The sequence below is a fragment of the Pseudomonas sp. GW822-FHT03F04 genome (assembly GCF_058801405.1).
On sequence record NZ_JBXANF010000012.1, the window covers coordinates 158,371 to 182,469 of the forward strand.

The following is a 24,099-nucleotide window of genomic DNA, read 5'->3' on the forward strand; positions in this document are numbered from 1 at the left end:
ATCGCGAGCGGTGGGGCCTTTTGTTTCGCTCCAAAACGTCAGTCCTGCAACTGCTCCACCTCAATCCCCAACCGCCGGTAATCCTCGGCACTGCCTGACGCCAGGTGCCGCTCGGTGATCAACGTATGCACCCGATTGCACGGCGCAACCACGAACGGCTCCACCGCCCCCAGCTTGTCCGCCGTGGTGACGGCGATCACCTGCGCCGCACTGTCGAACAACGCCTGTTTCACCGGCACTTCATCGAAATACAGCGAGCTCAGCCCCACTTCCGGATGAATCGCGCAAACCCCGGTAAACAGCACATCCGCCTTGATGCTTTGCAGCAGTCGCACCGTTTCGTGGCCACTGACCGACATCGTCGCCAGATTGAGCTGGCCGCCCGCCAGAATCACTTTGATGCCCTTGTATTCAGCCAGGGTGATCGCCGTCATCGGTGACGTGGTCACAGCCGTGATCGAGATATCCAAGGGCAGCGAACGGGCGATCTGCAAGGTGGTGGTGCCGGAATCGAACAATACGATCTGACCATTCTTCACCCTGCCTGCCGCCAGTTGCGCGAGACTGGTTTTCACCTCGTCGGTTTCACTGATCCGCGTGAAGTAATCCTTGCCGGTATCCTTCGGTCGCGGCAGCGCCCCACCGTGCACTCGCTGCACCAGCCCGGCGTTGTCCAGCTCGGCCAGATCGCGGCGGATGGTGTCTTCGGACACCGCAAAGTGCTGGCTCAACTCGGAAGCCATGACCTTGCCGTCACGTTCGAGAATCAGGAGGATTTTCTGCCGACGCAGGGAGGGGAGCTCGGCAACGGAATGATCGTGCATGATTATGCCTGTTTGTGCTTGTAGTTGCAGGTTTACCGAGACTAACCAAAGCCTCAGGCAAACACAAACCGGCTGGTATCAATTGTTTCGATCATTGAAATCATGAAGCCGAATTTTTTCTTTGCAGCGGGCCTGTTCACAATGGCACCACTTCAATAAGGCTCAGGATGAACACCCATGAATCTCAATTTTGCGTTTGCGTGCATGATCGTCGTGTCGTTTGCGATTGCGTTAGGGCACGCGTGATTTACGCGGGCACCGCCTTCACGTAGTGAAGGATTTACGGCGCACCTCTAATTGCCTTATCTCGAGTTTTCCTGTCGGCTGCCAGGCAGCCCAGGCTCACAATCACGTCACAACAGATCAATCTTCTTCGGGCGCGAAGAACTTGACGACAAACTCCCCGCCCCGCTCGTTCAACAAAATGATCCGAGCGCAATTCCAGCATTTGAGAAGCATGTCGGACTCTGCAAACAGCTTGTCGACGAGTTGATTGGCGGACATTTGATTTCCATCCGGCAGATCAAGCGCATCCTCTGAAGCCACCAGAGATACACCCGTCCCGCAAAACCAGTTTTTGTGAACCAGCTCATCACATTTGCACCGAACCCATGACCCCATGACCTACCTCAAGACACAAATAAGTGAACGACGCACAAATCACACCTCTTCCCGCGCTCTACGCACCTGCACCAACAACGCCGGCGCAAAGTGCAGCACCACCATCCGCACCAGATGGTGAGTCAGGATAAACACCACGTTCAACCCGCCACCAAATGCCACGATGGCAATGGTCTCGATCGCTCCCGGCATGTACGCCAGCCACAGCGACAACGCATCACTTCCCAGCAATCGCGCCGCCACTTCGGCGAATCCCGCTGCGACTAGAATCATCAAACCCACCGACACCAGTGCTGTGCGGCCATGACGCCCCAGTTCCGCCAGGCCAAGGCCCTGAAAACGTGAGCCGATCCGTACACCGAGAATCAGCGCCGCCAGATTCAGGCTCCAGTCCGGCATGTGAAAACCATGCAGCCATCCCGATTTCAAGAACACGGCGGTCAGGATAATCGCCGTCAACATGAACGGTGCCGGTACGCCAATCGCCAGCAGCAATCGCCCGACCACGATGCTCGAAATAATCAGCGAGAGCACAGTCAACGCCATGCCCGTGGATAGCGGATCAACCTCGGCCACAGCAACCACTGCCTGACCGGGAATCAGCAAACTCACCAGCACAGTGATCAGCAGCAGCCGAATCAGGTGCACGATGATGACTTTGCTCGACGCCTGATGCGATTCCAGCAAATCAAACACCGCCGCCAGCGCCCCCGGATACACCGCCAGCAAGGCGTCGGTACGATTCCACCCTGCGCCGCGCGCCAGCCACCAGGCGGACAGCGCCACTTGTACTGTCAGGCACAGCAGCAACAGACCAAGGCTTGGCAACATCGTCGAGACGGTCGCACTGTCCCAGGCCTCGAACATCAAGCCTGTGGCAATGCCGAGGGTGACCTGGATGTAACCCAGGCCATAGGGGGTTCTGGGTGCGAAGCGAAATTTGGTAGCAGCCAGTGCGGTGACAAGGATCGAGCCCAACAGCAAACCGTGGGGCACGCCTTTGAACTGCAACAGCGCGCCGAATCCGGCAGCGATCAACAGACACAGAATGGATTTCATCAACTCTCCAATAGTCGAAAGGACGCAATCGTGATTCGTTTTCTCATGCAGTGCCTGACACCAGAAAGGCAAGTCACTGCCGAACGAGCAATACGCGTGCAGTCAACAGCTTTTGAGTTGCATGAAATCTACGAAGTCTTCGGTGGACCATCCCAGGCTGCCGTTGCCATCGAATCGTTCCCTGACCAAATGCAAGGTCATCGCACTTGCTGCATCTGGAGACATTGGGAAAAACGCACCTCCCGGCTCGCTGTGCATGTAGAAATCACCCAGTTTGGCAGAACAGTGTTCGCAGTGATTCATGTAATAAACCATTCCCGCCTTTTGGCTGTAATCAGGCTGATAGCGAGTGGTATAGGTACGAAGCTGTTTGATGACTGAAGGCGACAAGGTGAGCACATCGGACAATCCAGCCCGGAATCCATCGCATACCCAATAGCCAAGTCCGCTTTCCAGTGAGAAGTCGGTTTCTTCGTCCTCTTCGGCAAACTCGAACTGCTCGTGCTCTTCTGGAAGCCTGAATGAGAAAACACGAGTCAGGCAGTAGCATTTCCAACATTCTGTTGCCGACTGCAAGATGAAATAATACGGTGAGCGCACATGAAATTCCGGCTCATGCTCCAAACCAAACGCAGTCAACTGTGGCACCCAACGCGCAAAAGCCTCCGCGCTCGTACCTTCTGGCACATACCAGGTTTTCACTCGAGGATCCCAACGTGCACCAAGAAGTTTGGCTTGATCCTTTTCAGCGAAAGGGACATTCAAATCAATTCGTGCCATCTGCCGCTCTCTTCATCCATGATTATTTGATTCAAAACGCGATCAGGCGCGCAACCGTCCGATCGCCCGCCGATACTTTTCGATCCGCTCCAGATCCTCCCAGCTCGGCGAGGCAATCCGCGACAGATCGCTGTTCTCTTCCAGATCCGCCAGTTTCACCACTCGCCCGATCGGGTTTTGCGCGACGCGCTCGATGAAGTCCTCGTAGGATTCACCGGGCACTTTGGTCACCGATTCGATTGCTGACAGCACGGCTTCGCTGAAGCCTTCCTTGCGCAAATCTTCCAGGCTGATGCCGCAATCCTCGACCACATCGTGCAGCACCGCGACGATGCGTTCTTCCAGGCTGCTCATGCGCAGCATGACTTTCAGCGGATGCAAAATGTACGGCGCACCGCCCTTGTCCACCTGCCCGGCGTGGGCCGTGGCGGCAATGGCGATGGCGCGTTCCAGAGTCTGAGTCATGGGCGTTTCCTCGGGTTAGACGCCGTACCGACCGCCGACGTGAATGTTGCGTTTGAGCCAACGGCCAATCGCCTGCAAACGGCCGGTTGGCTGCGCCGGCTCGGCGTATTGCTGGAGGATCAGCGAAACCAGATCAGCCTGATCCGCCGCCGGATGAGCGTCCATCAAGTCGGCCACCCAGGCGCAGTTGGCCTTCTTCAAATGCTCCCGCCACTCGCCCGGCCACGCCTCCAGCTCATCCAGCGCCAACCACCGCGCACCACCCTGATTGGCATGCCCGCCGCCGATCGATTGCTCGAAGCAGAACGGCGTTGTCGGGCGGGACAGGTCGATGCTGAAGATATAGATGTCCTGGGTTTTGTGCTGCGGTGTGGGGGCGTTGTTGCGGCTGCCGATCTGAATCATGCGCGGTTCCGTCCGTGGGAGAGGCGTTACAACTTGTTTCGCAGTCTACGACGTGGTGCGGATGGGGGAAACCTTTGGCGATGAGTCGGGTTGTGACAAGTGAAAGGTTTGACCGGGTAGTCCGGGAATTCCGTTTCAGTCGGCCACAAAAAAGGGACACCGTTGGGTGTCCCTTTTTGCGTTTGGGGTAAGCCAATCGATCAATGTTTCATGGCTTCACACTGACGGCGCAGGTCCTGATCACCAATGCCGCTGCAATTGCCGTTTCCGGTTTTGGCCTCACAGAAACGGCGCTGGTCCTGATTATCAATACCGCTGCAATTGCCGCTTCCTGTCTCTGCTTCACACATTCTTCGAAGATCCTGACTGCCAATCCCGCTGCAATTACCACTGCCGGACTTTGCTTCGCAATATCTGCGCTGATCCTGATCGTTGATGCCGCTGCAATTGCCATGGCCAGTTTCTGCCTCGCACATCCTGCGCAAATCCTGATTGCCGATCCCGCTGCAATTGCCGCTACCGGACTTGGCTTCGCAATATCTGCGCTGATCCTGATCGTTGATGCCCGAGCAGCCAGCGAAGGCATGGCCGGCGAAGGCAAACATCAACAGCATCGCAAGTATTTTCTTCATCACACGCTTCCTTGGCTTACCAGTAAACAGACTGGCACTGGTTGACGCAATCACACCCAATCAACGCTTCATCGCTTCGCACTGATTACGCAGATCCTGGCTGCCGATACTGTTGCAACTGCCACCACGGGTTTTGGCCTCACAGAAAAGACGCTGATCCGTGTCATTGATCGAGTTGCAGCTACCGCCTCCTGTTTCTGCATCGCACATTCTGCGCAGAGTCGTATCGTTGATGCTGTTGCAACTGCCGCCACGGGTTTTGGCCTCGCAGTAACGACGTTGATCCCCGTCATTGATCGAGTTGCAACTACCACTGCCTTTTTCCGCATCGCACATCCTGCGCAGGTCCGTATTGTTGATGTCGTTACAGCTGCCACTGCCGGACTTGGCCTCGCAATATCTGCGCTGATCCGGATCGTTGATGTTCATGCAGCTAGCAAAGGCATGGCCGGCAAAGGCAAACATCAACAACATCGCCAGTATTTTCTTCATCACACGCTTCCTTGGTATTCCAGTCAGCAGACTGGCTCTGTTTAATCCGATTTAAATGAATCTCGCGAAGCACCCTCAAATCAGCGCTTCATGGCTTCGCACTCGTTGCGTAGATCGGAATTGCTGATGTACGAGCAACTGCTGCCACTCTGCTTGGCATTGCACAGGGCGCGCTGGTCACTGTCGCTGATGTATGAACAGGAATATCCCTTCAGCTCCGCCTCGCACGCCGCGCGCAGATCCGAGTTATGGATGTACGAGCAACTGCTGCCGTTCTTCTTGGCGTTGCAGTAGTCACGTTGGTCAGTGTCGGCGATGTACGAGCAGGATCTACCGTTCACTTCAGCATCACAGGCCGAACGCAAATCAGAGTCGTGGATGTACGAACAACTGCTGCCCTTCTCTCTGGCTTCGCAATAGGCCCGCTGATCACTGTCACTGATGCTGGCGCACCCGGCAAACGTGTATCCGCTGAACATCAACAACATCGCAAGCACTAGTCTCATCACACACTTCCTTGGTCGACCAGGAAACAGCCTGGCACTGCTTGAGCCGATGAATGAGCGTCGCGACACGCCATCAAATTGACATCGGTTTTGAGGAAAGTTCCGGGGCGGGAATGCGTGATGATTTTTTTGATCTGAAAACGGCGTAGGAAATTACCCTGCGTGGTGAGGGAGCTTGTTCTTGCGGGGAGGCGAAGCGGGTCGAAACCTGGCAAGTCATTTTCCCCTGACACGCTGTAGCCCTTGATTTACGCCAGTCGCGCCGCCGAACAGGAGTGAACTCTCTGGCCACGAGTGGTGATTTCACGTCCTACAGGCGGATTGCGACAGTGGGGATCGGTACCTAGAGTGGGTCTGTCGCTGAACGAATTTGGCGATAGGGTTTCGCAGCCCTTAAGATTGACACCCTGTTCCGTCTGGCGCGGCCGACTCCCGGCTGCGCAAATTTTATGGCGGTTGTGCGTGGGAGACCTTCGGGTCTGCCGGGTCTTGGTGTTAGTCCTCCGGTCTGCGAACCCGCGCATAGCTGCCACCCATTTTGTTTCGCAGCAGAACGGTGGCAATTCTTCTCAACAAAGGATTAACACCATGACAACACCGAAACTTATGCGCCACTGTGCGAACATGTCCCACCCGGCCACCGACCACCCTGTCCTGCTTATCGACGCCGACATCCCACTGCGAGATTTACACGCCTGCCTTAGTGAACGCCTGAATGCCGTCCTCAAATTTCTCGATCTCATGGCCTGCATTCACTTACCTGACCATGCTGAACATGACATCAACACCGTCACCACCATCGCCAGAATCATGGTGCAAGACGTAAGCGATATGTTTCGAGTTATAGAGCAACGAGGGTTTGATGCTCTTGGCTAGAAAGTTTGAAGGTGACAGGTTCACATAAATAAATCTGTCACCTTTCCTCTTACACTTGCAAAGCAGACTTAGTAATCGGGAGCAAACACAACGATGACCGTCAACTTATCCGAAGCCGCCCGAAACTCCTTTTTCAAGGCAGTCGGATTTCTTATGCGACCATTTGGGTCATACACAAAGAAGATAATCGTTTTGCAAGCCGGGTGCGAATGATACCTTGCAACATCACGAATCAACTCATCACCAAGGGTTCGATCACTCATACCCGCCCGTGCCATTTTGGCCTCTACTACCAACTCATCTTCTGGTATCAAGAAGTCCATCCTTGACCCACCTCCCAAGACACTAGGAGCTACTTCCTCTGATTTAACATTTGAAAAATACATTCTCAACAACGCAAAAACCAAATACTGAACATCATACTCATCCTCCACCAAAAGTGCCGGACGATTACGTTGACGTACACTCAAGTCTTTCGCAAAGCGATGAAATTTCCGAAGAAGCAACTCTACGCGCTCTTCAACACTCAAGTTACTGGAGGCGTTTTCATCTGTTTCAAAAGCAAAGAAGTTTCTTAACACATCTTCTTCAAACTCAATCTGCGCCGCAGGTGGCTTCCAAAGGAGAAAATACCAGCCAAACAACAAAATACAGGCTTCAATGATCAAAAATACAACCAGGTGACCAAAGTTCAAACTCAACCTGTAAACACTCTCATACTTGTATTTATGCCCTCCTCCAGACCTCTCTTCCGGCACAGGAACAAGATTAAGATCAAATTTTACAACCACCCCTTTAAAACCCTGAACCCCATGAAGATCATACCTTACAAAGTTATCTTCACTTAAAAACCCTTCATTATAAGAAGCAAGTTTTTCAAACTGCCCATTCGTTATCGATTGATACTCCTTCGAAGTCACAACACCCACAACCGCAGAGTTTGTGACATCGACTTCCTCAAAGACTGGATAAATCCAAAGCGAATATGCCATCAGCGTCAGAAAAAAAGAAAAACACAACAAACCTTTCGAAAAACGATTGAGCCGCCTTGTATTAAGTATCACAGCTGGAATTGATCTATCTTTACTCACGATCCCTAACAAACTAGCAATTTTCCCTAGCAAGACTCACCCCAATTACAAATTCAATCAAAAACCCATTGACTCAAAAATCCGAAAACCCATTAAGAAGTTTTTCGTCGCTTTCATTTCAATCAATCGCCACGTCCACTTTCTCAAGACCTTCCACGTGGAAGCCGCAGCAACGAGGACAAGAAATCACGCGCTTTTATTGCGAACTTTAGCGATTATCTTCGTTCTCGCCCCAAATGATGGCACATAGACATCGCCAAATTTATCACATGAACCGGAATGAGGTACTGAAAATCAGGTACAAAAAAACCGCACTTCTGCGGTTTTTTATAGATCACTCGAAAGCACTACGAAAAATCAAACTCAAAAATTCGCCGGCGTATTCGCACTAATAATCTCAGCCTCATCCGCCCCGATATTCCGGAACTTGTGCGGCAGCGTCGTCGGAAAATAGTACCCATCCCCCGCACTCAACACGCTCACCTGCCCGTCCACCGTCAACTCGACCGTGCCACGGGTCACCAACCCACACTCTTCACCTTCCGCGTGAACAATCGGCTCTTCCCCCGAACTCGCGCCCGGCGCGTATTGCTCGCGCAGCAAGCGCATCTGGCGGCTGGGGACCGAGGCGCCGATCAGCAGCAGGCGCAGGCCGTGGCGGCCTAGGTCGGGTTGTTCGTTGGCGCGGAAGACGTATTGGTGTTCGCGAGGGGGCTGGTCGAAGGTGAAGAAGTCGGCCAGGGACATCGGGATGCCTTCGAGCAGCTTTTTCAGTGAGCTGACGGAAGGACTGACACGATTCTGTTCGATCAGGGAGATGGTGGCATTGGTCACGCCGCTACGCCGGGCCAGCTCGCGCTGGGAGAGTTTGTAGCTTTCGCGTACTAGTTTGAGTCGAGAACCCGTATCCATGACAGCCTTATGTGAGAACGACTTAAGGGTAATGGGGGTGGGTGGCGGGTGCCGCGCAGGTCGCGCGGATCACGTTGCTCCCGTGTCCCGGAACCGTGAAAGGCGGCTATTAAATCACGTTTGTCGGTGTTGCTCAGCAGGTTCGATGGACGGCACATGAAAAAGCCGGCAGCGCCCTTTTGGGGCACGCCGCCGGCGAGGTAAATCAGATGCCGAAACGGTCGCGCAGCGAGTAATACACGGCGCCGAGGGCAGTCAGCGGCGCGGAGAAGGTGCGGCCGCCGATCATCGGCATATGTGGCAGGGAGGCGAAGGCGTCGAAGCGTTCGGCGTCGCCGCGGATCATTTCCGAGATCAGCTTGCCGGCCAGGTGCGAGCAGGTGACGCCGTGGCCGCTGTAGCCCTGCATGTAGTACGCGTTTTTCTCAATGCGGCCGAATTGCGGCATGCGTGACATGGTCAGCAGGAAGTTGCCGGTCCAGCGGTAGTCGATTTTCACGTCCTTGAGCTGCGGGAAGGTCTTGAGGATCTTCGGGCGGATCAGGGTTTCGATATCGTCCGGTTCACGGGCGCCGTAGACCACGCCGCCGCCGTAGAGCAGACGGTTGTCGGCGGTGAGGCGGTAGTAGTCGAGCAGGTAGTTGCAGTCTTCGACGCAGTAGTTGTTGGTGATCAGGCTGCGGGCCTGTTTCTCGGTCAACGGTTCAGTGACGCAGATCTGCGAACCGCACGGCATGCTCTTGGCGGTCACGCGGTTGTCGAGGCCTTGCGGCAGGTAGGCGTTACCGGCGATCAGCAGGTACTTGGCGCGGACCTGGCCTTTGGCGGTGCGAATGACGTTGGGCTCGCCGTACTTGATTTCCACCGCAGCGGATTGCTCGTAGATCTTGCCGCCCAGACGCACGATGGCCGCAGCTTCACCGAGGGCCAGGTTCAGCGGGTGGATGTGACCGCCCTGCATGTCCAGCAGACCACCGACGTAGGCGTCCGAACCGACTTCACGGCGAATGTCCGCAGCGTCGAGCATCTTCAGATTACGGTTGCCGTAGCGTTCCCAGTTGCGCTTCTGCTCGGCCAGGCCGTTGAGTTGTTTCTTGTTCATCGCTGCGAAGATACCGCCCGGGCGGTAGTCGCACTTGATGTCGTATTCCTTGATGCGCGAACGGATGATGTCGGCGCCTTCGAAGATCATGCTGCCGAGGATTTCGGCGGTCTTGTCGCCGTAGCGCTCTTCGATCACGTCGACGTCGCGGCTGTAGGAGTTGACCAGTTGGCCACCGTTGCGACCGCTGGCGCCGTAGCCGACTTTCGCCGCTTCCAGTACCGTCACCTTGTAGCCGGCTTCGCTCAGGAACAGTGCCGAGGACAGGCCGGTGTAGCCGGCGCCGATGATGCAGACATCGCACTCCACCGACTCTTCGAGGATCGGGAAATCGATCACTTCGTTGCGGGTGGCGGCGTAGTAGCTGTTCACGTGTTGTTGTTTCATTTTTTTATTCTCCGAGGGTCGCCGGTTGCAGGCGACCACCGCTGTAAAAGAGTCAGAGCTTGATCCAGGTCGCTTTCAGCTCGGTGTACTTGTCGAACGCGTGCAGCGATTTGTCGCGACCGTTGCCCGACTGCTTGAAGCCACCGAACGGCGCGGTCATGTCGCCGCCGTCGTACTGGTTGACCCACACGCTGCCGGCGCGCAGACCACGGGCAAAGGTGTGCGCCTTGCTCAGGTTGCTGGTCCAGACCCCGGCGGCGAGGCCGAAGATGCTGTCGTTGGCGATGTGCAGCGCTTCTTCAACGGTGTCGAAGGTGATCAGCGACAGCACCGGGCCAAAGATTTCTTCGCGGGCGATGGTCATGGCGTTGGTCACACCGTCGAAAATCGTCGGCTCGACGTAGCTGCCGCCGGTTTCTTCGAGGGTGCGATGGCCGCCGGCGATCAGCTCGGCGCCCTGCTCCCGACCGATGCTGATGTAACGCAGCACGTTGTCCAGTTGACGCTGATCGACCACGGCGCCGACGGTGGTCGCCGGGTCGAGGGCGTGACCCGGTTTCCACGCTTGCAGCGCTTCCACCAGCAGCGGGATGAATTGTTCGCGGATCGAACGCTCCACCAGCAGGCGCGAGCCGGCGGTGCAGACTTCGCCCTGGTTGAACGCAATGGCGCCGGCCGCTGCTTGTGCTGCCGCACGCAAGTCCGGTGCGTCGGCAAACACCACGTTCGGGCTCTTGCCCCCCGCTTCTAGCCAGACGCGTTTCATGTTGCTTTGGCCGGCATAAATCATCAGTTGCTTGGCAATCGCCGTGGAGCCGGTGAAGGCCAGCACATCGACGTCCATGTGCAGCGCCAGCGCCTTGCCGACGGTGTGGCCGAAGCCTGGCAGGACGTTGAACACGCCTTTCGGAATGCCGGCATCCAGTGCGAGCTGCGCGATGCGGATCGCGGTCAGCGGGGATTTTTCCGAAGGCTTGAGGATGAACGAGTTACCCGCCGCCAGCGCCGGGGCGAATTTCCAGCTGGCCATGATCAGCGGGAAGTTCCACGGCACGATGGCCGCGACCACGCCGGACGGCTCGCGAGTCACCAGGCCCAGTTGATCGTGCGGGGTGGCGGCGACTTCGTCGTAGATCTTGTCGATCGCTTCGGCGCTCCAGCGGATCGCGTTGGCGGTTGCCGGGATGTCGATGCTCATCGAATCGCTGATCGGTTTGCCCATGTCGAGGGTTTCGAGCAGCGCCAGTTCTTCCTGGTGTTGCAGGATCAGATCGGCGAAGCGGATCAGGATGCGCTTGCGCTCGGCCGGGGCCTTGTTGGCCCACACGCCGGAGTTGAAGGATTGGCGCGCGGCTTCGACGGCCAGGTTGGCGTCGGCTTCATCGGTGCTGGCGACGGAGGCCAGGAAACGGCCGTCGACGGGGCTCAGGCATTCGAAGGTGTCGCCGCTGATGGCCGGGCGGTATTCGCCGTTGATGAAGGCGCGTGATTCGAGGGTCAGGGACTGGAAGCGTTGTTCCCAGTCGTTGCGGGTCATGGTCATGGGGGTGACTCACACAGAGAAAGAGGTGACCGCCGTTCCCACGGAATCGGCGGTGCTTGCGGGGTGAGCGCTCGAGCGTCAGACGGTATGCAGATACCAGTTGTACTCAAGGTCAGAGATCGAGTTTTCGAACTCGGCCAGCTCGCTTTCCTTGCACGCGACGAACACGTCGATGTACGTCGGGTCGATGTAGCGGGCCATGACTTCGCTGTCGTCCAGCTCACGCAGGGCATCGCGCAGGTTGTTCGGCAGGCTCTGTTCGTTCTGCTCGTAGCTGTTGCCTTCCACCGGGGCACCCGGCTCGATCTGGTTGGTCAGGCCATGGTGAATACCGGCCAGTACGGAAGCCATCAGCAGGTACGGGTTGGCGTCGGCACCGGCTACACGATGCTCGATGCGCACGGCGTCTGCCGAACCGGTCGGCACGCGTACTGCCACGGTACGGTTGTCGATGCCCCAGCTCGGCGAGTTCGGCACGTAGAACTGCGCGCCGAAGCGGCGATACGAGTTGACGTTCGGGCACAGGAAAGCCATTTGCGCAGGCAGGGTCTCCAGCACACCGCCGATCGCGTGGCGCAGCGCGGCGTTCTGCTCGGGATCCTCGCTGGCGAAGATGTTGTTGCCTTCCTTGTCCAGAATCGAAATGTGTACATGCAGACCGTTGCCCGCCTGGCCCGGATACGGCTTGGCCATGAAGGTGGTGTCCATCTCGTGGTCGTAGGCGATGTTCTTCACCAGACGCTTGAGCAGGACGGCGTAGTCGCACGCCTTGATCGGGTCGGACACGTGGTGCAGGTTGACTTCGAATTGCGCCGGGGCGCTTTCCTTGACGATGGCGTCGGCAGGAATGCCCTGCTCTTTCGCGCCTTCGAGGATATCTTGCAGGCAGTCGACGTACTCGTCCAGGTCGTCGATCAGGTAAACCTGGGTCGACACCGGACGCTTGCCAGAAACCGGCGAACGCGGCGATTGCGGACGGCCGTTCACGTTGTCCTGGTCGATCAGGTAGAACTCGAGTTCGAACGCGGCGCAGATGGTCAGGCCCATTTCGTCGAACTTGCGCACCACGTTGGCCAACACTTCACGCGGGTCGGCGAAGAACGGCTCGCCTTCCAGTTCGTGCATGGTCATCAGCAGTTGTGCGGTCGGGCGCTTCTGCCAAGGCTCGATGCTCAGGGTGCCCGGGATCGGGTAGCAGATACGGTCGGAGTCGCCGATGTCCAGGCCCAGACCGGTGCTTTCCACCGTGGAGCCATTGATGTCGAGGGCGAAAAGCGAGGCCGGCAAGTTGATGCCTTTCTCGTAAACCTTATGAAGACTGGTGCGCTCGATGCGCTTGCCGCGCACCACACCGTTCATGTCTGCAATCAGAAGGTCGACGTACAAAACCTCAGGATGTTTCTTAAGGAATGCGTTTGCTTCGTTGAGTTGAACGGCACGCAGAGGGACCGACATGATGCACCTATTTAGCTGTTAATTATTATGTTCACTGCTGTTTCGCCGAGCCAGTCAACCCGAACGGCAAAGTGAAGTCAATAGCGAACACATGGCCGCTCAGCGTTTATTTTTCGGGCTTTTTTTAACACTCTCGTGCCAACGCAGGCGCCAGAGCCCCGGTCTTGATGAAGATTTGATGAACGGCGTTTAGAATTTTTTACATGGGAGTTGTTAATTAAAATCAACGAGGCTAAGCTCCGGAAAAGCTCGTTCAAGTGTCAAACTTCGAGGTGAATAAAAATGGCATTCAAGCCATTGATCGGCGTTACTGCGTGCGTCAAACAGATTGGCCTGCACCCCTACCACATCAGCGGCGACAAATACGTTCGCGCTGTCAGCGTTGCGGCGCTGGGGTTGCCCGTCGTCATTCCATCCCTTGGCAAACTGACTGAAATCGAAGACCTGCTGGTTCAGCTCGACGGTCTGTTGCTGACCGGCTCGCCGTCCAACGTGGAACCTTTCCACTATCAGGGCCCGGACAGCGCTCCCGGCACGGATCACGATCCGGCGCGGGATGCCACCACCCTTCCTTTATTACGTGCAGCCATCGCGGCGGGCGTTCCGGTACTCGGCATCTGCCGGGGTTTCCAGGAAATGAACGTGGCGTTCGGCGGCAGCCTGCACCAGAAGGTGCATGAGTTGCCGGGCATGCTCGATCACCGCGAAGCCGACAGCCCGGATGTCGCCGTGCAGTACGCCCCGGCCCACGCCGTGACGGTGCTGGCCGGTGGCGTGTTCGAAGCGCTGGAGCTGCCGGGTGAATTCCAGGTCAACTCGATTCACAGTCAGGGCATCGACCGCCTCGCTCCCGGCCTGCGCGCCGAAGCCGTGGCGCCGGATGGCTTGATCGAGGCGGTCTCGGTGGAGCACAGCCCGACCTTTGCCCTCGGCGTGCAATGGCACCCGGAATGGCAGGTGCTGGACAACCCGAACTACCTGCGGATTTTCCAGGCATTCGGCGAGGCTTGCCGCCAGCGTGCGGCGCGACGCAACCAGCGCTGACGCCACCCAACGATTGCAAAACCATTTACTGCCCCCGCGGGGTCGGCGGCTGCGCACCTGCGCATCCGTCATCCGCGATCAGCAACACACCGCGAAAACAAAAAGCACCACCCGGCAGCCAGGACGGCGGCGCCGAACAACCCGCACGGTGCGGGTCTGCAATCCACTCTTAAGCCAGGCCGCGTTGGCCCGGCGACTGAAACCTGTTGGGAGTTTCACATGGCAAACGCCTCCAGCACTTACAGGAAGGCTCTTGAAGGTCATCAGCAACCGAAAAAGGTTCTGGTGAAAGTCGATCGAGTCACCAAGAAGTTCGACGAAACCACCGCTGTGGACGACGTGTCCCTGGAGATCCATCAGGGCGAAATCTTCGCCCTGCTCGGCGGCTCCGGCTCGGGCAAATCGACCCTGCTGCGCATGCTCGCCGGTTTCGAACGGCCGACTGAAGGACGCATTCTGCTCGACGGTGTAGACATCACCGACATGCCGCCGTACGAGCGGCCGATCAACATGATGTTCCAGTCCTACGCCCTGTTCCCGCACATGACTGTCGCGCAGAACATTGCCTTCGGCCTCAAGCAGGACCGTTTGCCGACCAGCGAAATCGACGCCCGTGTCGAAGAGATGCTGCGTCTGGTGCACATGACCCAATACGCCAAGCGCCGTCCGCATCAGCTGTCCGGCGGTCAGCGTCAGCGCGTGGCCCTCGCCCGCTCCCTGGCCAAGCGGCCGAAGCTGTTGCTGCTCGACGAACCGATGGGCGCACTGGATAAAAAGCTGCGCTCGCAAATGCAGCTGGAGCTGGTTGAGATCATCGAACGCGTCGGCGTGACCTGCGTGATGGTGACCCACGACCAGGAAGAGGCCATGACCATGGCCGAGCGCATCGCGATCATGCACCTGGGCTGGATCGCCCAGATCGGCAGCCCGGTCGACATTTATGAAGCGCCGGTCAGTCGCATGGTCTGCGAATTCATCGGCAACGTGAACGCCTTCGACGGCACCGTGGTCGAGGACCTTGAAGGTCACGCGATCATTCACAGCCCGGACTTGCAGCAAAAGATCTACGTCGGTCATGGCGTCAGCACCTCGGTGCAGGACAAGTCGATCACCTACGCGATCCGCCCGGAAAAAATGCTCGTCAGCACGATCAAGCCAGAGACCCGCTACAACTGGTCCGAAGGCAAGGTGCATGACATCGCCTACCTCGGCGGCCACTCGGTGTTCTACGTCGAGTTGCCGAGCGGCAAGATCGTCCAGTCGTTCATGGCCAACGCCGAACGCCGTGGCGCGCGTCCGACCTGGGACGACAAGGTCTACGTCTGGTGGGAAGACGACAGCGGCGTGGTACTGCGCTCATGAGAACCTTCAATCAGCAATTCCTGCGCCTGGTGCCCAGCGGGCGAAAACTGGTGATCGGCATCCCGTTCATCTGGCTGTTCCTGTTCTTCATGCTGCCGTTCTTCCTGGTGATGAAGATCAGTTTCTCGGAAGCCGCGCTGTCGATCCCGCCGTACACCGAGATCTACACCTACGCCGAGCAGAAATTCCAGTTGTTCCTGAACATCGGCAACTACACCATGCTCGGCGAAGACGAGCTGTACCTGTCGGCGTACCTCGGTTCGCTGAAGGTCGCGGCACTGAGCACGCTGATGTGCCTGGTGATCGGTTTCCCGATGGCTTACGCGATCACCAAGGCCAGCAAGGAAGCGCAAAACGTCCTGCTCCTGTTGATCATGATGCCGACCTGGACCGCGATCCTGATCCGTGTTTACGCATGGATGGGCATCCTCAGCAACAACGGTCTGCTCAACGCGTTCCTGATGTGGACCGGGCTCACCGATCACCCGATCGAGATCCTCAACACCAATACGGCCGTGTATATCGGCGTCGTCTATGCGTACCTGCCGTTCATGGTGCTGCCGCTGTACGCCAACCTGGTGAAGCACGACGGCAGCCTGCTGGAAGCCGCGCAGGATCTGGGCTCGAGCAACTTCAACAACTTCTGGAAAATCACCGTGCCGCTGGCCAAGAACGGCATCATCGCCGGCTGCATGCTGGTGTTCATCCCGGTGGTCGGCGAGTTCGTGATTCCAGAACTGCTGGGTGGCCCGGAGACCCTGATGATCGGTCGCGTACTGTGGCAAGAGTTCTTCAATAACCGCGACTGGCCGGTGGCGTCCGCCCTGGCGGTGGTGATGCTGTTGATCCTGATTGTGCCGATTCTGCTGTTCAACCGCAGCCAGGCCAAAGAGATGGAGGCACGGGGATGAAACGCTTCGGATTTTCAAAGTTCATGCTGATCTTCGGCCTGATGTTTATCTATCTGCCGATGCTGATTCTGGTGATCTACTCGTTCAACGCCTCGAAACTGGTGACGGTCTGGGGTGGCTGGTCGGTGAAGTGGTACGTCGGCCTGCTCGACAACACCCAACTGATGGGCTCGGTGGTGCGCTCGCTGGAAATCGCCTGCTACACCGCGATTGCTGCGGTAGCGCTGGGCACCCTCGCCGCTTTCGTGCTGACCCGCGTGACGCGCTTCAAGGGTCGTACGTTGTTCGGTGGTCTGGTGACCGCGCCGCTGGTGATGCCTGAAGTGATTACCGGTCTGTCGCTGTTGCTGCTGTTCGTGGCAATGGCGCAACTGATCGGCTGGCCGCAGGAGCGTGGCATCGTCACGATCTGGATCGCCCACACCACGTTTTGTGCCGCTTATGTGGCGGTGGTAGTCTCCGCCCGCTTGCGCGAGCTGGACCTGTCGATCGAAGAAGCGGCGATGGATCTGGGCGCGAAACCGTTCAAGGTGTTTTTCCTGATCACCATCCCGATGATCGCGCCGTCGCTGGCGGCGGGCGGCATGATGTCGTTCGCCCTGTCGCTGGATGACCTGGTGTTGGCGAGCTTCGTGTCGGGGCCAGGTTCCACCACCCTGCCGATGGAAGTGTTCTCGGCCGTGCGTCTGGGCGTGAAACCCGAGATCAACGCCGTGGCCAGCCTGATCCTGCTGGCGGTGTCGCTGGTGACCTTCCTGGTCTGGTACTTCGGCCGCAAGGCAGAAGCCAACCGCAAGCGTGCGATTCAGGAAGCCATGGATCAGACCGCCAACGAATCGTGGCAGCAACCGCAACCTCAACGAGTGGCAGCGACGGCCTAGGGCCGTCGCGTTTTACGGCTTTGCGCTTTTGCTTAAAAGCTTTTAAATAAAAAGAATGGAGTTTCACCGATGAAAACGTTTGGCAGGACTCTGCTGACACTGTCCTTATTGGGCGCAATCGCCACAGGCGCCCAGGCCAACGACAAGGTGCTGCGCGTTTACAACTGGTCGGATTACATCGCCCCGGACACCGTCAAGAAGTTCGAGGACGAGACCGGCATCCGCGTGACCTACGACGTGTTCGACAGCAATGAAACCCTCGAGGCACGCCTGCTCGCAGGGAAATCCGGCTACGACATCGTGGTGCCGTCCAACAGTTTCCTGGCCAAGCAGATCAAGGCCGGGGTCTATCAGACCCTGGACAAATCGAAGCTGCCAAACTGGAAAAACCTCAACCCGGTGCTGCTGAAAAACGCCTCCGCCAGTGATCCGGACAACGCCCACGCGTTCCCGTACATGTGGGGCTCGATCGGCATCGGCTTCAACCCGGCCAAGGTCAAGGAAGTGCTCGGCAAGAACGCGCCGACCAACTCCTGGGACCTGCTGTTCAAACCGGAGAACGCCGAGAAGCTGAAGGCTTGTGGCATCAGTTTCCTCGATTCGCCGACCGAAATGATCCCGGCTGCCCTGCACTATCTGGGCTATCCGGTGAATGACAAGGACACCGCGCACATCAAGGAAGCCGAGGCGCTGTTCATGAAGATTCGCCCGAACGTGGCGTACTTCCATTCTTCGAAATACATCTCGGACCTGGCCAACGGCAACATCTGCGTCGCCGTCGGTTACTCGGGCGACGTGCTGCAGGCCAAGGCCCGCGCGGTGGAATCGGGCAACAACGTAGTGATTGACTACAGCATTCCCAAGGAAGGTGCCGGCAGCTTCTACGACATGGTCGCCATCCCGCGCGATGCGGCGAACGTCGAGAACGCTTACCTGTTCATGGACTTCCTGATGCGTCCGGACATCATCGCCGAGATCACCAACAGCAACGGTTACAGCAACGCCAACTCGGCGGCGACACCGCTGGTGGATGAAGCGATCCGCAACGACCCGGGCTCGTACCCGTCGCAGGAAGTGATGGCCACGCTGTATGCGGTGCCGGATCAACCGATTTCCACGCAACGGATCATGGCCCGGGGCTGGACCAGGGTGAAGCTCGGCAAATAAACACACATCGTTTTCCGTTCACGCAGCGCCTTACCACCGCTGCCCCCTGCTCTGAACGGCCTCACCTGGCTTCCTCGGTTCAGGTGAATTCAGGCGCCCTCGGGCGCCTTTTTTTGTGGGCTCAGATCAGCGGCCAATCGGCCAGTGCGCGGTAACGGCCCTTGTGGGATTCGAACAATGCAAAGCGCTCGGCCCGCAGGAAGAACTCCGGTGGCGTGGCGGATTCCGGTTCCGGCGCGCGATAGTCCCGGGCCAGTGTCAGGTGCGGACGATACTCACGCGTCGTCTCTTCAAAACCAAACGGCAACATCGCCTGCTCCAGTGCATACACCAGTCGCAGCAATCCCTGCGGTGCCTGCTCCGGTGCCAGCGACAACACCCCGGTGCGGCGCCAGACCTGCAAACGATCCAGCGAAATCCTCAGCGCCTCCCCCGGCGTACTCACTTTGGACGCCGCCTCACAGACTTCACCTATTTGCGCCAACGGCACCGCGCCGAGAAACAGCAACGTCAGGTGAAAGTTGTCCGCCGGCACCGGTTTACCGGTCCTAAGCCCCAGTTCGCTGCGCCATTGGGCAATCGCCTTGCGCTGTGCCGGCGGGCAGTCGAGGGCGAAGAACAGCCGCTTGAACGGTTGTTCGCCGTGCTTGTCATCCGTCATGGCCCCGCTCCCTTGTCGATGTCGATCCGTCGATTCTACACGGCCATTCCTGGCGACTCTCGGCATGGGATTTATAGTTCAACGATTGCCATCAACCGGAGGGCGTCATGCGCGAGATCCTCAGTAAAGAACCCTGGTGGGCTCGGCCACCGAACCCGGGGCAGGATGAAAACGAGCTGGAATGGGGCTGGCTGGTGCATTACAGCGAGGGTGAGCCGCGTTTCGAGTTTGTTCGCGAGCGGCCGACGGACGAGCAGATTCGCAACCGCAAAGGCTGCCGGATCACCCCGTCTGCGGAGTGATCCGGCAGATATGCCTCAAGACTCAAGAATGTTCTTGAAACCACCGAAGATCATCCGCTGCCCATCGAACGGCATCGGGTTGACGTCCGGTTGCATGCGCGGGTCTTCCATCATTTTTCCCATGCCGGCGTCGCGGGTGGCTTTGTCTGGCCAGACCAGCCAACCGGCCGACACGGTTTCGCCTTCCTTGAGTTTCACCGCCATCGGGAATGAGGTGACCTTGCCGTCCGGCACATCATCGCCCCAGCCTTGCACCACCTCCAGGGCGCCGTACTCCTTGAACAGTTTCTCGGCGATTTCGCAGTGTTTTTTGTACTGTTCGCGATTGGCGTTCGGCACGGGTGCGACAAAAACATCGATGTAAGCCATGGTCGTTCTCCTGCGGGTTTAGGGGTCGATCTGCTGAGTAGTCGACTCAGGCGGCCGCCATTCGACAGGAGTGGCGCCCAAGCCGACCGACGGTTCATCGCCCCCGCCCAGATTGCCTTCGACCTGCGCCGCCATGTGCAACGTACCGGCCATCACGCCGGTGGTCGGGTTCTGCACCAGCTTCAGCCAGGCCTTGTCGAAGGTGTTGCCCAGACTGCTGCGGATCAGCGCTTCGCTGTCGGGACGATCACTGGCCTGGAGGATTGCGCGGATGCCTGCCACACCAGCCGAAATCAGCCCGCCGACGAGTTTGCCGGCCGCCGCCGCCACCGCGCTGGCGGCGCCACGCGGGGCCATTTCCGCTTCCATGCGCTGGCTGGCGCGCTTGGCCACCGGGGCCATGCCCGCGTCGGTCGAGGCGATGCCCTTGGCCCCCCCTTCGATGTGGATCTTGTCAATCAACGCCGCGTAGGCCGGCAAGGTGTTCAGCGGTTCAGTGCTGACGATCTGATACAGCGAGGCATCCCGGGCCGGCGGCGGGCCGAGGGCAATGGCGGGGATTTTCTGCAAGTGCCCGTTGAGCTGGGCAATGGGCACGCCGTAGCGCTGGGCGATGACCGGCATCTGCTGCGCCATCAATTGCGCGTAGAACGCGGTGGACTGGCCGAGGATCGCGTCCGGGTCGATTTCCGCCGCGACGGGCGCCAGGACTCGCTCCTGATACTGCTCCAGCAAATAGGCGGCCAGGCGTTTGGACGAAGCATCCTGCTCACCGCCGGCGCTGATGGTGTACCAACTGACCTTCATCGACAGCCATTCCTGGGTCCAGTAGCTGCTGAACCACGGGATGAATTTTTCTTCAGTTTGCTCATAGACGCGAATGCGCCAATGTTCCATTGAACCGCGGGCAAAAACCTTGACCTGCTCGGTGGACTGTCGGGAGGCCGTAACGATGTCCCGGTCGATCTGCTGCCAGGTGGCCGGTGAAACCACCACCGGCGGCGCGCTCGCCGGGCCCCGCGCCGTCGTCGCGCAGCCGGCCAGCAACATCAGTGCGGCGACGATCAGCGCACGCAGGTTCACGGTGGCGGTGTCCTTTTGTGGATCAGATCTGGAGGTAATGGTTTGAGTATAGGTGCGAGTTTCAGCCGTTTGTCCGGTTGTAGGAGGCTGCGATTCTGGCGGGCGATTTCAACATTCTTCCCAACCATCACTGACGTCGATGTTCACCATTACGACGATTGCCTTCCGCATCAAACGCGTCTGGCGCAGGATTTACCTATCCGAGACAAACACCACGAGGAGTTCACATCATGAGTCATACCGTCACCCTCGCCGTGAGTTTCCCGGTCTTCGGCAACAACTATTACGACCAGCACGTGGTGTCGCTGAAGACACAGCCGCTGGTGTTCAACGAAGATTTCGAAGATCTGCTGATGCCCGCCGCGAGTAATCATTTCAGCAATGAAGTGGTGGGCCTCAACGATCAGTTCCGCTTTCTGAGCGACATACTCGCCACCCATTTGCTGGACATCGAGGCCTCCGTGCCTGCGCGATCCAGCGTCCGGGCGAACGCTCATTTTTAATCGCTGTACCTGCTGTTCCCTTGAGGAACGGCCATGAAAAAGCCCACTGGCCGATTAGGCTCAGTGGGCTTTTTTTGTCAGCGCAGCCGGACTATCAACGCTTCCAGCAATCGGCGTAGCGCGAGCAGACGTCGTACTGCTGCTCCATTTTCGCCATGCGGTCGAGGTGGCGATTGATGGTTTCGACCGTCACCGCTCTGTCGGTCTGGAAATAGAACATGACCATGGTTTTTTCCAGCTCCGCCGGCGCCGCGTTCATGGGTTTGGCGGCTTCGCCCGTTCCTGTCCACGCCTTCAATTGCTTGTCGTCCGCGCTACTCAGGCGTTTGCGGTATTCGTCGGTCGAGCGTTGCATCACCTGCGTCTTCTTGGCGGCGAAATCCTGATCGAACGCCTCAAGATTCTGGCGATACAACGTCCAGTATTCGTCCGGCAGATTGAAGCCCAGCTTGGCCTTGCGCTCGCTGATCAGTGAGTCGATTTTTTCCGGCGAGTTGCCCGCGACCTTGTCCCTGGCCGTGTCGGAGGTCATCCGGACGAACGTACTGCCAGCAATGATGCGATCCATCATCGCCGTGCGTTCCGGCGTATCGGGCAGCAGCGCGGGTGGTTTCGGAAAGATCGGGCTGCGGCCCTCACAAGCGGAAAATCCATCGCGCCTGATGGTGACGGGTGTACGTACATCCTTGCCATCAACCCGTTGCAGGCGCTGCATCAAGGTCAAGCATTGGTTGCCCTTGAGTTCGAAGGTGAGTTCATACTCCATTGCGCGCTCGGGTCTGAAACCGAATACCGCGCCACACACGCCATAGCCCACCTGGGTATTGACCTGCAGGAACACTTCCTTTTCGGGCGGCAACTTCACTTCAAGATAACCACGGGCCTTTTCCGGAGGCGCCACGGTCATGCCCACCCGCCGCGGACTGTCTCTGACAAATAAATTGTTCAGGATGCCGGTGGTCAGGCCATCGCAATGCTCGGCGTCGAAGTAATTGACGGTGGCATTGTCAGTGTTGGCCACGAAACGCATCTTGGCAGCGTCTGGCCCGGTGGCGTCCTGATAGGTCCCCGTCAGTGCGCAACCACCAAGCCCCGAGAGGGACACCATCAAGCCGAAAAGCGCCGAAGAACGGCGAAGGAGCGAAGTGACTGGCATGTTCATCCTTGAGGGAAAGGCCGGGAAAAGCCGCGATGCTACTGAATAGCCACTACTGCGTCCATCCCGTCAAAACCTGCCTGTCCAGCGTTGATCAATCATCATCCCGGTCACGGTGGTAGCGACGCCCGTCGCGGCGATCGTAATCGCGGTCGTCCCAACGCCGATCATGATCGTAGTAACGGCCATGATCACGATCGTAATGGCGGCCATGTCGGTAGTCATCATCAAAGTCCGCCACACAGCCGCCCAGCAATACGGCAGCGGAAACAGTCAGCAGCAGCGTTGTTGCACGCATCATTCAGAATTTCCCTAAAACCAAGGTCTTGACGACGGAAACGGTCAACGCAGCCCACACCGAAATGGCGAGGTGCGCGCAGCCGCAGATACGACCGGGGAAACGAACGATGATTCACAGGGCGACAGCGACCGTTCATCGCCCCACCTGCAAGACTGACGCGAGCGCTGCTAACCCACCAGCGCAATCAACTGCTGGCGCTGCGCATCGGTCAACATCGGCCCGAACCCGGCGCCGGCGTTGTCGGCCATGTAGCGCGGATTGCCGGTGCCGGGAATCACACAGGTGACCGCCGTGTTCGACAGCAAAAACTTCAGCGCCAGTTGCGGCCAGCTGTTGACCTGCACATCCGACACCCAGCCCGGCAGCGGTTTGCCCTTTAGCCGTGCCAGCAGCTCGCCGCCGCCAAACGGGCGATTGCAGATCACCGCCACTCCACGCTCGCGGCACAACGGCAGGATGCGTTTCTCCACGCCCCGGTCATCAAGGGCGTAGTTGATCTGCAGGAAGTCGAGCTGTTCGGCCTTCAGTACCGCTTCCACTTCCTCGTACGCCGAGGGCGTGTAATGGGTGATGCCGATGTAACGGATGCGGCCCTGCTCTTTCCATTCACGCAGGGTCGGCAGATGCGTCTGCCAGTCCAGCAGGTTGTGGATCTGCATCAGGTCGATGCGCTCGGTGCGCAGCAGACGGAAGGAATTTTCCATCTGCGCGATGCCCTCCTCGCGCCCGCGCGTCCACACCTTGGTCGCCAGAAAGGCCGGTGAACGGGGTACGTGGATCGACAACAGCTCGCCGGTGGTTTCTTCGGCGCGGCCATACATCGGTGAGCTGTCGATCAGCATGCCACCCTTTCTGAACAACTCGTCGAGCACTGCCGCCAAGGGCCGATAGGCCGGATCGCCGGGCGCGACATCGAAGCCGCGATACGTACCCAGCCCGACCAGGGGCAGCCGCTCGGAGCTGGAAGGAATGGCGCGGGTCTGCATGGTCTGGCCTCCTGAGGCGCTCGGCGACGTGGCAGCGGCCAACGCCCGGTCAAACGTGAAAACCGCCGAAACCCCGGCAGCCAGCGTGAGCAGGCGGCGGCGGGAACAACCCTCAGTGTGGCTCATGCTCGCGTCTCTGCTTGATGGATCTGTTGCGCCTTGTGTTCGGCGGCGGTCACTCGGGAAGGCTCAACTACACTGCGACTGAGCACCTTCACGCCCC

At 58.3% G+C, this 24,099-nt stretch carries 28 protein-coding genes; 9 read left to right on the forward strand and 19 right to left on the reverse strand.

Features of this window, described 5'->3' with window-relative positions; all coding sequences use genetic code 11:
- Positions 1-38: 38 nt before the first annotated feature.
- The 6 genes from AC1RMX_RS25655 to AC1RMX_RS25680 all read right to left on the reverse strand — a co-directional run bounded on the left by AC1RMX_RS25655 (position 39) and on the right by AC1RMX_RS25680 (position 4,154).
- The gene (locus AC1RMX_RS25655; protein ID WP_096820491.1) at positions 39-824 is read right to left on the reverse strand and encodes a DeoR/GlpR family DNA-binding transcription regulator; all 786 of its coding nucleotides are present in this window, start codon (positions 822-824) and stop codon (positions 39-41) included.
- 363 nt (positions 825-1,187) lie between these two features.
- A complete protein-coding gene (locus AC1RMX_RS25660; RefSeq protein WP_493073431.1) occupies positions 1,188-1,328 on the reverse strand; it encodes a hypothetical protein in 141 nt (46 codons plus the stop codon).
- Positions 1,329-1,484: 156 nt separating this feature from the next.
- On the reverse strand, positions 1,485-2,504 hold the full coding sequence (locus AC1RMX_RS25665) for an AbrB family transcriptional regulator (protein ID WP_493073432.1): 1,020 nt from the start codon (positions 2,502-2,504) through the stop codon (positions 1,485-1,487).
- A 102-nt stretch (positions 2,505-2,606) separates the two neighbouring features.
- Positions 2,607-3,284: a DUF5710 domain-containing protein gene (locus tag AC1RMX_RS25670; protein ID WP_096820489.1), complete on the reverse strand. Its 678-nt coding sequence runs from the start codon at positions 3,282-3,284 to the stop codon at positions 2,607-2,609.
- Positions 3,285-3,326: 42 nt separating this feature from the next.
- Positions 3,327-3,749 carry an HD domain-containing protein gene (locus AC1RMX_RS25675; protein WP_493073434.1) on the reverse strand — a complete coding sequence of 141 codons (423 nt, stop codon included), beginning with the start codon at positions 3,747-3,749 and terminating at the stop codon, positions 3,327-3,329.
- Between the two features lie 15 nt (positions 3,750-3,764).
- Entirely contained in the window at positions 3,765-4,154 is a 390-nt protein-coding gene (locus AC1RMX_RS25680) for a hypothetical protein (protein WP_493073435.1), read from the reverse strand.
- Positions 4,155-4,357: 203 nt separating this feature from the next.
- On the opposite strand from AC1RMX_RS25680, the gene AC1RMX_RS25685 reads away from it, so the two are divergent.
- Positions 4,358-4,831 (forward strand): hypothetical protein, encoded by a 474-nt coding sequence (locus AC1RMX_RS25685; protein WP_493073436.1) that lies wholly within the window; start codon positions 4,358-4,360, stop codon positions 4,829-4,831.
- 15 nt (positions 4,832-4,846) lie between these two features.
- Here AC1RMX_RS25685 and AC1RMX_RS25690 read toward each other — a convergent pair whose 3' ends face one another.
- A complete protein-coding gene (locus AC1RMX_RS25690) occupies positions 4,847-5,278 on the reverse strand; it encodes a hypothetical protein (RefSeq protein WP_096820485.1) in 432 nt (143 codons plus the stop codon).
- An 80-nt stretch (positions 5,279-5,358) separates the two neighbouring features.
- The gene (locus AC1RMX_RS25695) at positions 5,359-5,784 is read right to left on the reverse strand and encodes a hypothetical protein (protein ID WP_102621935.1); all 426 of its coding nucleotides are present in this window, start codon (positions 5,782-5,784) and stop codon (positions 5,359-5,361) included.
- 588 nt (positions 5,785-6,372) lie between these two features.
- Between AC1RMX_RS25695 and AC1RMX_RS25700 the strand changes: the two genes are divergently transcribed.
- Positions 6,373-6,660 (forward strand): fructose-bisphosphate aldolase, encoded by a 288-nt coding sequence (locus tag AC1RMX_RS25700; RefSeq protein ID WP_493073437.1) that lies wholly within the window; start codon positions 6,373-6,375, stop codon positions 6,658-6,660.
- Positions 6,661-6,728: 68 nt separating this feature from the next.
- Here AC1RMX_RS25700 and AC1RMX_RS25705 read toward each other — a convergent pair whose 3' ends face one another.
- The 5 genes from AC1RMX_RS25705 to AC1RMX_RS25725 all read right to left on the reverse strand — a co-directional run bounded on the left by AC1RMX_RS25705 (position 6,729) and on the right by AC1RMX_RS25725 (position 13,150).
- Positions 6,729-7,751, reverse strand: coding sequence for a PD-(D/E)XK nuclease domain-containing protein (locus AC1RMX_RS25705; RefSeq protein ID WP_493073438.1), 1,023 nt, complete (start codon positions 7,749-7,751; stop codon positions 6,729-6,731).
- A gap of 363 nt (positions 7,752-8,114) precedes the next feature.
- The gene (locus tag AC1RMX_RS25710) at positions 8,115-8,663 is read right to left on the reverse strand and encodes a cupin domain-containing protein (RefSeq protein ID WP_011333561.1); all 549 of its coding nucleotides are present in this window, start codon (positions 8,661-8,663) and stop codon (positions 8,115-8,117) included.
- 205 nt (positions 8,664-8,868) lie between these two features.
- Positions 8,869-10,152 carry an NAD(P)/FAD-dependent oxidoreductase gene (locus AC1RMX_RS25715; RefSeq protein ID WP_493073439.1) on the reverse strand — a complete coding sequence of 428 codons (1,284 nt, stop codon included), beginning with the start codon at positions 10,150-10,152 and terminating at the stop codon, positions 8,869-8,871.
- A gap of 52 nt (positions 10,153-10,204) precedes the next feature.
- Positions 10,205-11,695 (reverse strand): aldehyde dehydrogenase, encoded by a 1,491-nt coding sequence (locus AC1RMX_RS25720; protein WP_273538546.1) that lies wholly within the window; start codon positions 11,693-11,695, stop codon positions 10,205-10,207.
- Between the two features lie 78 nt (positions 11,696-11,773).
- A complete protein-coding gene (locus AC1RMX_RS25725; protein ID WP_096822855.1) occupies positions 11,774-13,150 on the reverse strand; it encodes a glutamine synthetase family protein in 1,377 nt (458 codons plus the stop codon).
- 282 nt (positions 13,151-13,432) lie between these two features.
- Between AC1RMX_RS25725 and AC1RMX_RS25730 the strand changes: the two genes are divergently transcribed.
- The 5 genes from AC1RMX_RS25730 to AC1RMX_RS25750 all read left to right on the forward strand — a co-directional run bounded on the left by AC1RMX_RS25730 (position 13,433) and on the right by AC1RMX_RS25750 (position 18,515).
- A complete protein-coding gene (locus AC1RMX_RS25730) occupies positions 13,433-14,194 on the forward strand; it encodes a gamma-glutamyl-gamma-aminobutyrate hydrolase family protein (RefSeq protein WP_493073440.1) in 762 nt (253 codons plus the stop codon).
- A gap of 219 nt (positions 14,195-14,413) precedes the next feature.
- Positions 14,414-15,556: a polyamine ABC transporter ATP-binding protein gene (gene potA, locus AC1RMX_RS25735; RefSeq protein ID WP_096822856.1), complete on the forward strand. Its 1,143-nt coding sequence runs from the start codon at positions 14,414-14,416 to the stop codon at positions 15,554-15,556.
- Positions 15,557-15,585: 29 nt separating this feature from the next.
- Positions 15,586-16,467: an ABC transporter permease subunit gene (locus AC1RMX_RS25740; protein ID WP_176504909.1), complete on the forward strand. Its 882-nt coding sequence runs from the start codon at positions 15,586-15,588 to the stop codon at positions 16,465-16,467.
- Positions 16,464-17,348, forward strand: coding sequence for an ABC transporter permease subunit (locus AC1RMX_RS25745; RefSeq protein WP_011333555.1), 885 nt, complete (start codon positions 16,464-16,466; stop codon positions 17,346-17,348). Before AC1RMX_RS25740 ends, AC1RMX_RS25745 begins: the two co-directional genes overlap by 4 nt.
- A 69-nt stretch (positions 17,349-17,417) precedes the next feature.
- Positions 17,418-18,515 carry a polyamine ABC transporter substrate-binding protein gene (locus AC1RMX_RS25750; protein WP_493073442.1) on the forward strand — a complete coding sequence of 366 codons (1,098 nt, stop codon included), beginning with the start codon at positions 17,418-17,420 and terminating at the stop codon, positions 18,513-18,515.
- A 121-nt stretch (positions 18,516-18,636) separates the two neighbouring features.
- Here AC1RMX_RS25750 and thpR read toward each other — a convergent pair whose 3' ends face one another.
- A complete protein-coding gene (thpR, locus tag AC1RMX_RS25755) occupies positions 18,637-19,176 on the reverse strand; it encodes an RNA 2',3'-cyclic phosphodiesterase (RefSeq protein ID WP_493073443.1) in 540 nt (179 codons plus the stop codon).
- A gap of 107 nt (positions 19,177-19,283) precedes the next feature.
- On the opposite strand from thpR, the gene AC1RMX_RS25760 reads away from it, so the two are divergent.
- Entirely contained in the window at positions 19,284-19,478 is a 195-nt protein-coding gene (locus tag AC1RMX_RS25760; RefSeq protein ID WP_096822860.1) for a hypothetical protein, read from the forward strand.
- 15 nt (positions 19,479-19,493) lie between these two features.
- On the opposite strand, the gene AC1RMX_RS25765 is transcribed toward AC1RMX_RS25760, so the two are convergent.
- Complete coding sequence (locus AC1RMX_RS25765) at positions 19,494-19,847, reverse strand: DUF1428 domain-containing protein (protein ID WP_096822861.1); 354 nt, start codon at positions 19,845-19,847, stop codon at positions 19,494-19,496.
- Between the two features lie 18 nt (positions 19,848-19,865).
- A complete protein-coding gene (locus AC1RMX_RS25770; RefSeq protein ID WP_096822862.1) occupies positions 19,866-20,930 on the reverse strand; it encodes a hypothetical protein in 1,065 nt (354 codons plus the stop codon).
- Between the two features lie 230 nt (positions 20,931-21,160).
- Here AC1RMX_RS25770 and AC1RMX_RS25775 point away from each other — a divergent pair, with 230 nt between their 5' ends.
- The gene (locus AC1RMX_RS25775) at positions 21,161-21,433 is read left to right on the forward strand and encodes a hypothetical protein (protein ID WP_096822863.1); all 273 of its coding nucleotides are present in this window, start codon (positions 21,161-21,163) and stop codon (positions 21,431-21,433) included.
- A gap of 94 nt (positions 21,434-21,527) precedes the next feature.
- Here AC1RMX_RS25775 and AC1RMX_RS25780 read toward each other — a convergent pair whose 3' ends face one another.
- The 3 genes from AC1RMX_RS25780 to AC1RMX_RS25790 all read right to left on the reverse strand — a co-directional run bounded on the left by AC1RMX_RS25780 (position 21,528) and on the right by AC1RMX_RS25790 (position 24,002).
- Entirely contained in the window at positions 21,528-22,589 is a 1,062-nt protein-coding gene (locus AC1RMX_RS25780) for a hypothetical protein (RefSeq protein WP_493073445.1), read from the reverse strand.
- A gap of 94 nt (positions 22,590-22,683) precedes the next feature.
- Positions 22,684-22,890: a hypothetical protein gene (locus tag AC1RMX_RS25785; RefSeq protein WP_096822865.1), complete on the reverse strand. Its 207-nt coding sequence runs from the start codon at positions 22,888-22,890 to the stop codon at positions 22,684-22,686.
- Between the two features lie 167 nt (positions 22,891-23,057).
- Complete coding sequence (locus AC1RMX_RS25790; RefSeq protein ID WP_493073446.1) at positions 23,058-24,002, reverse strand: aldo/keto reductase; 945 nt, start codon at positions 24,000-24,002, stop codon at positions 23,058-23,060.
- Positions 24,003-24,099: the final 97 nt, after the last annotated feature.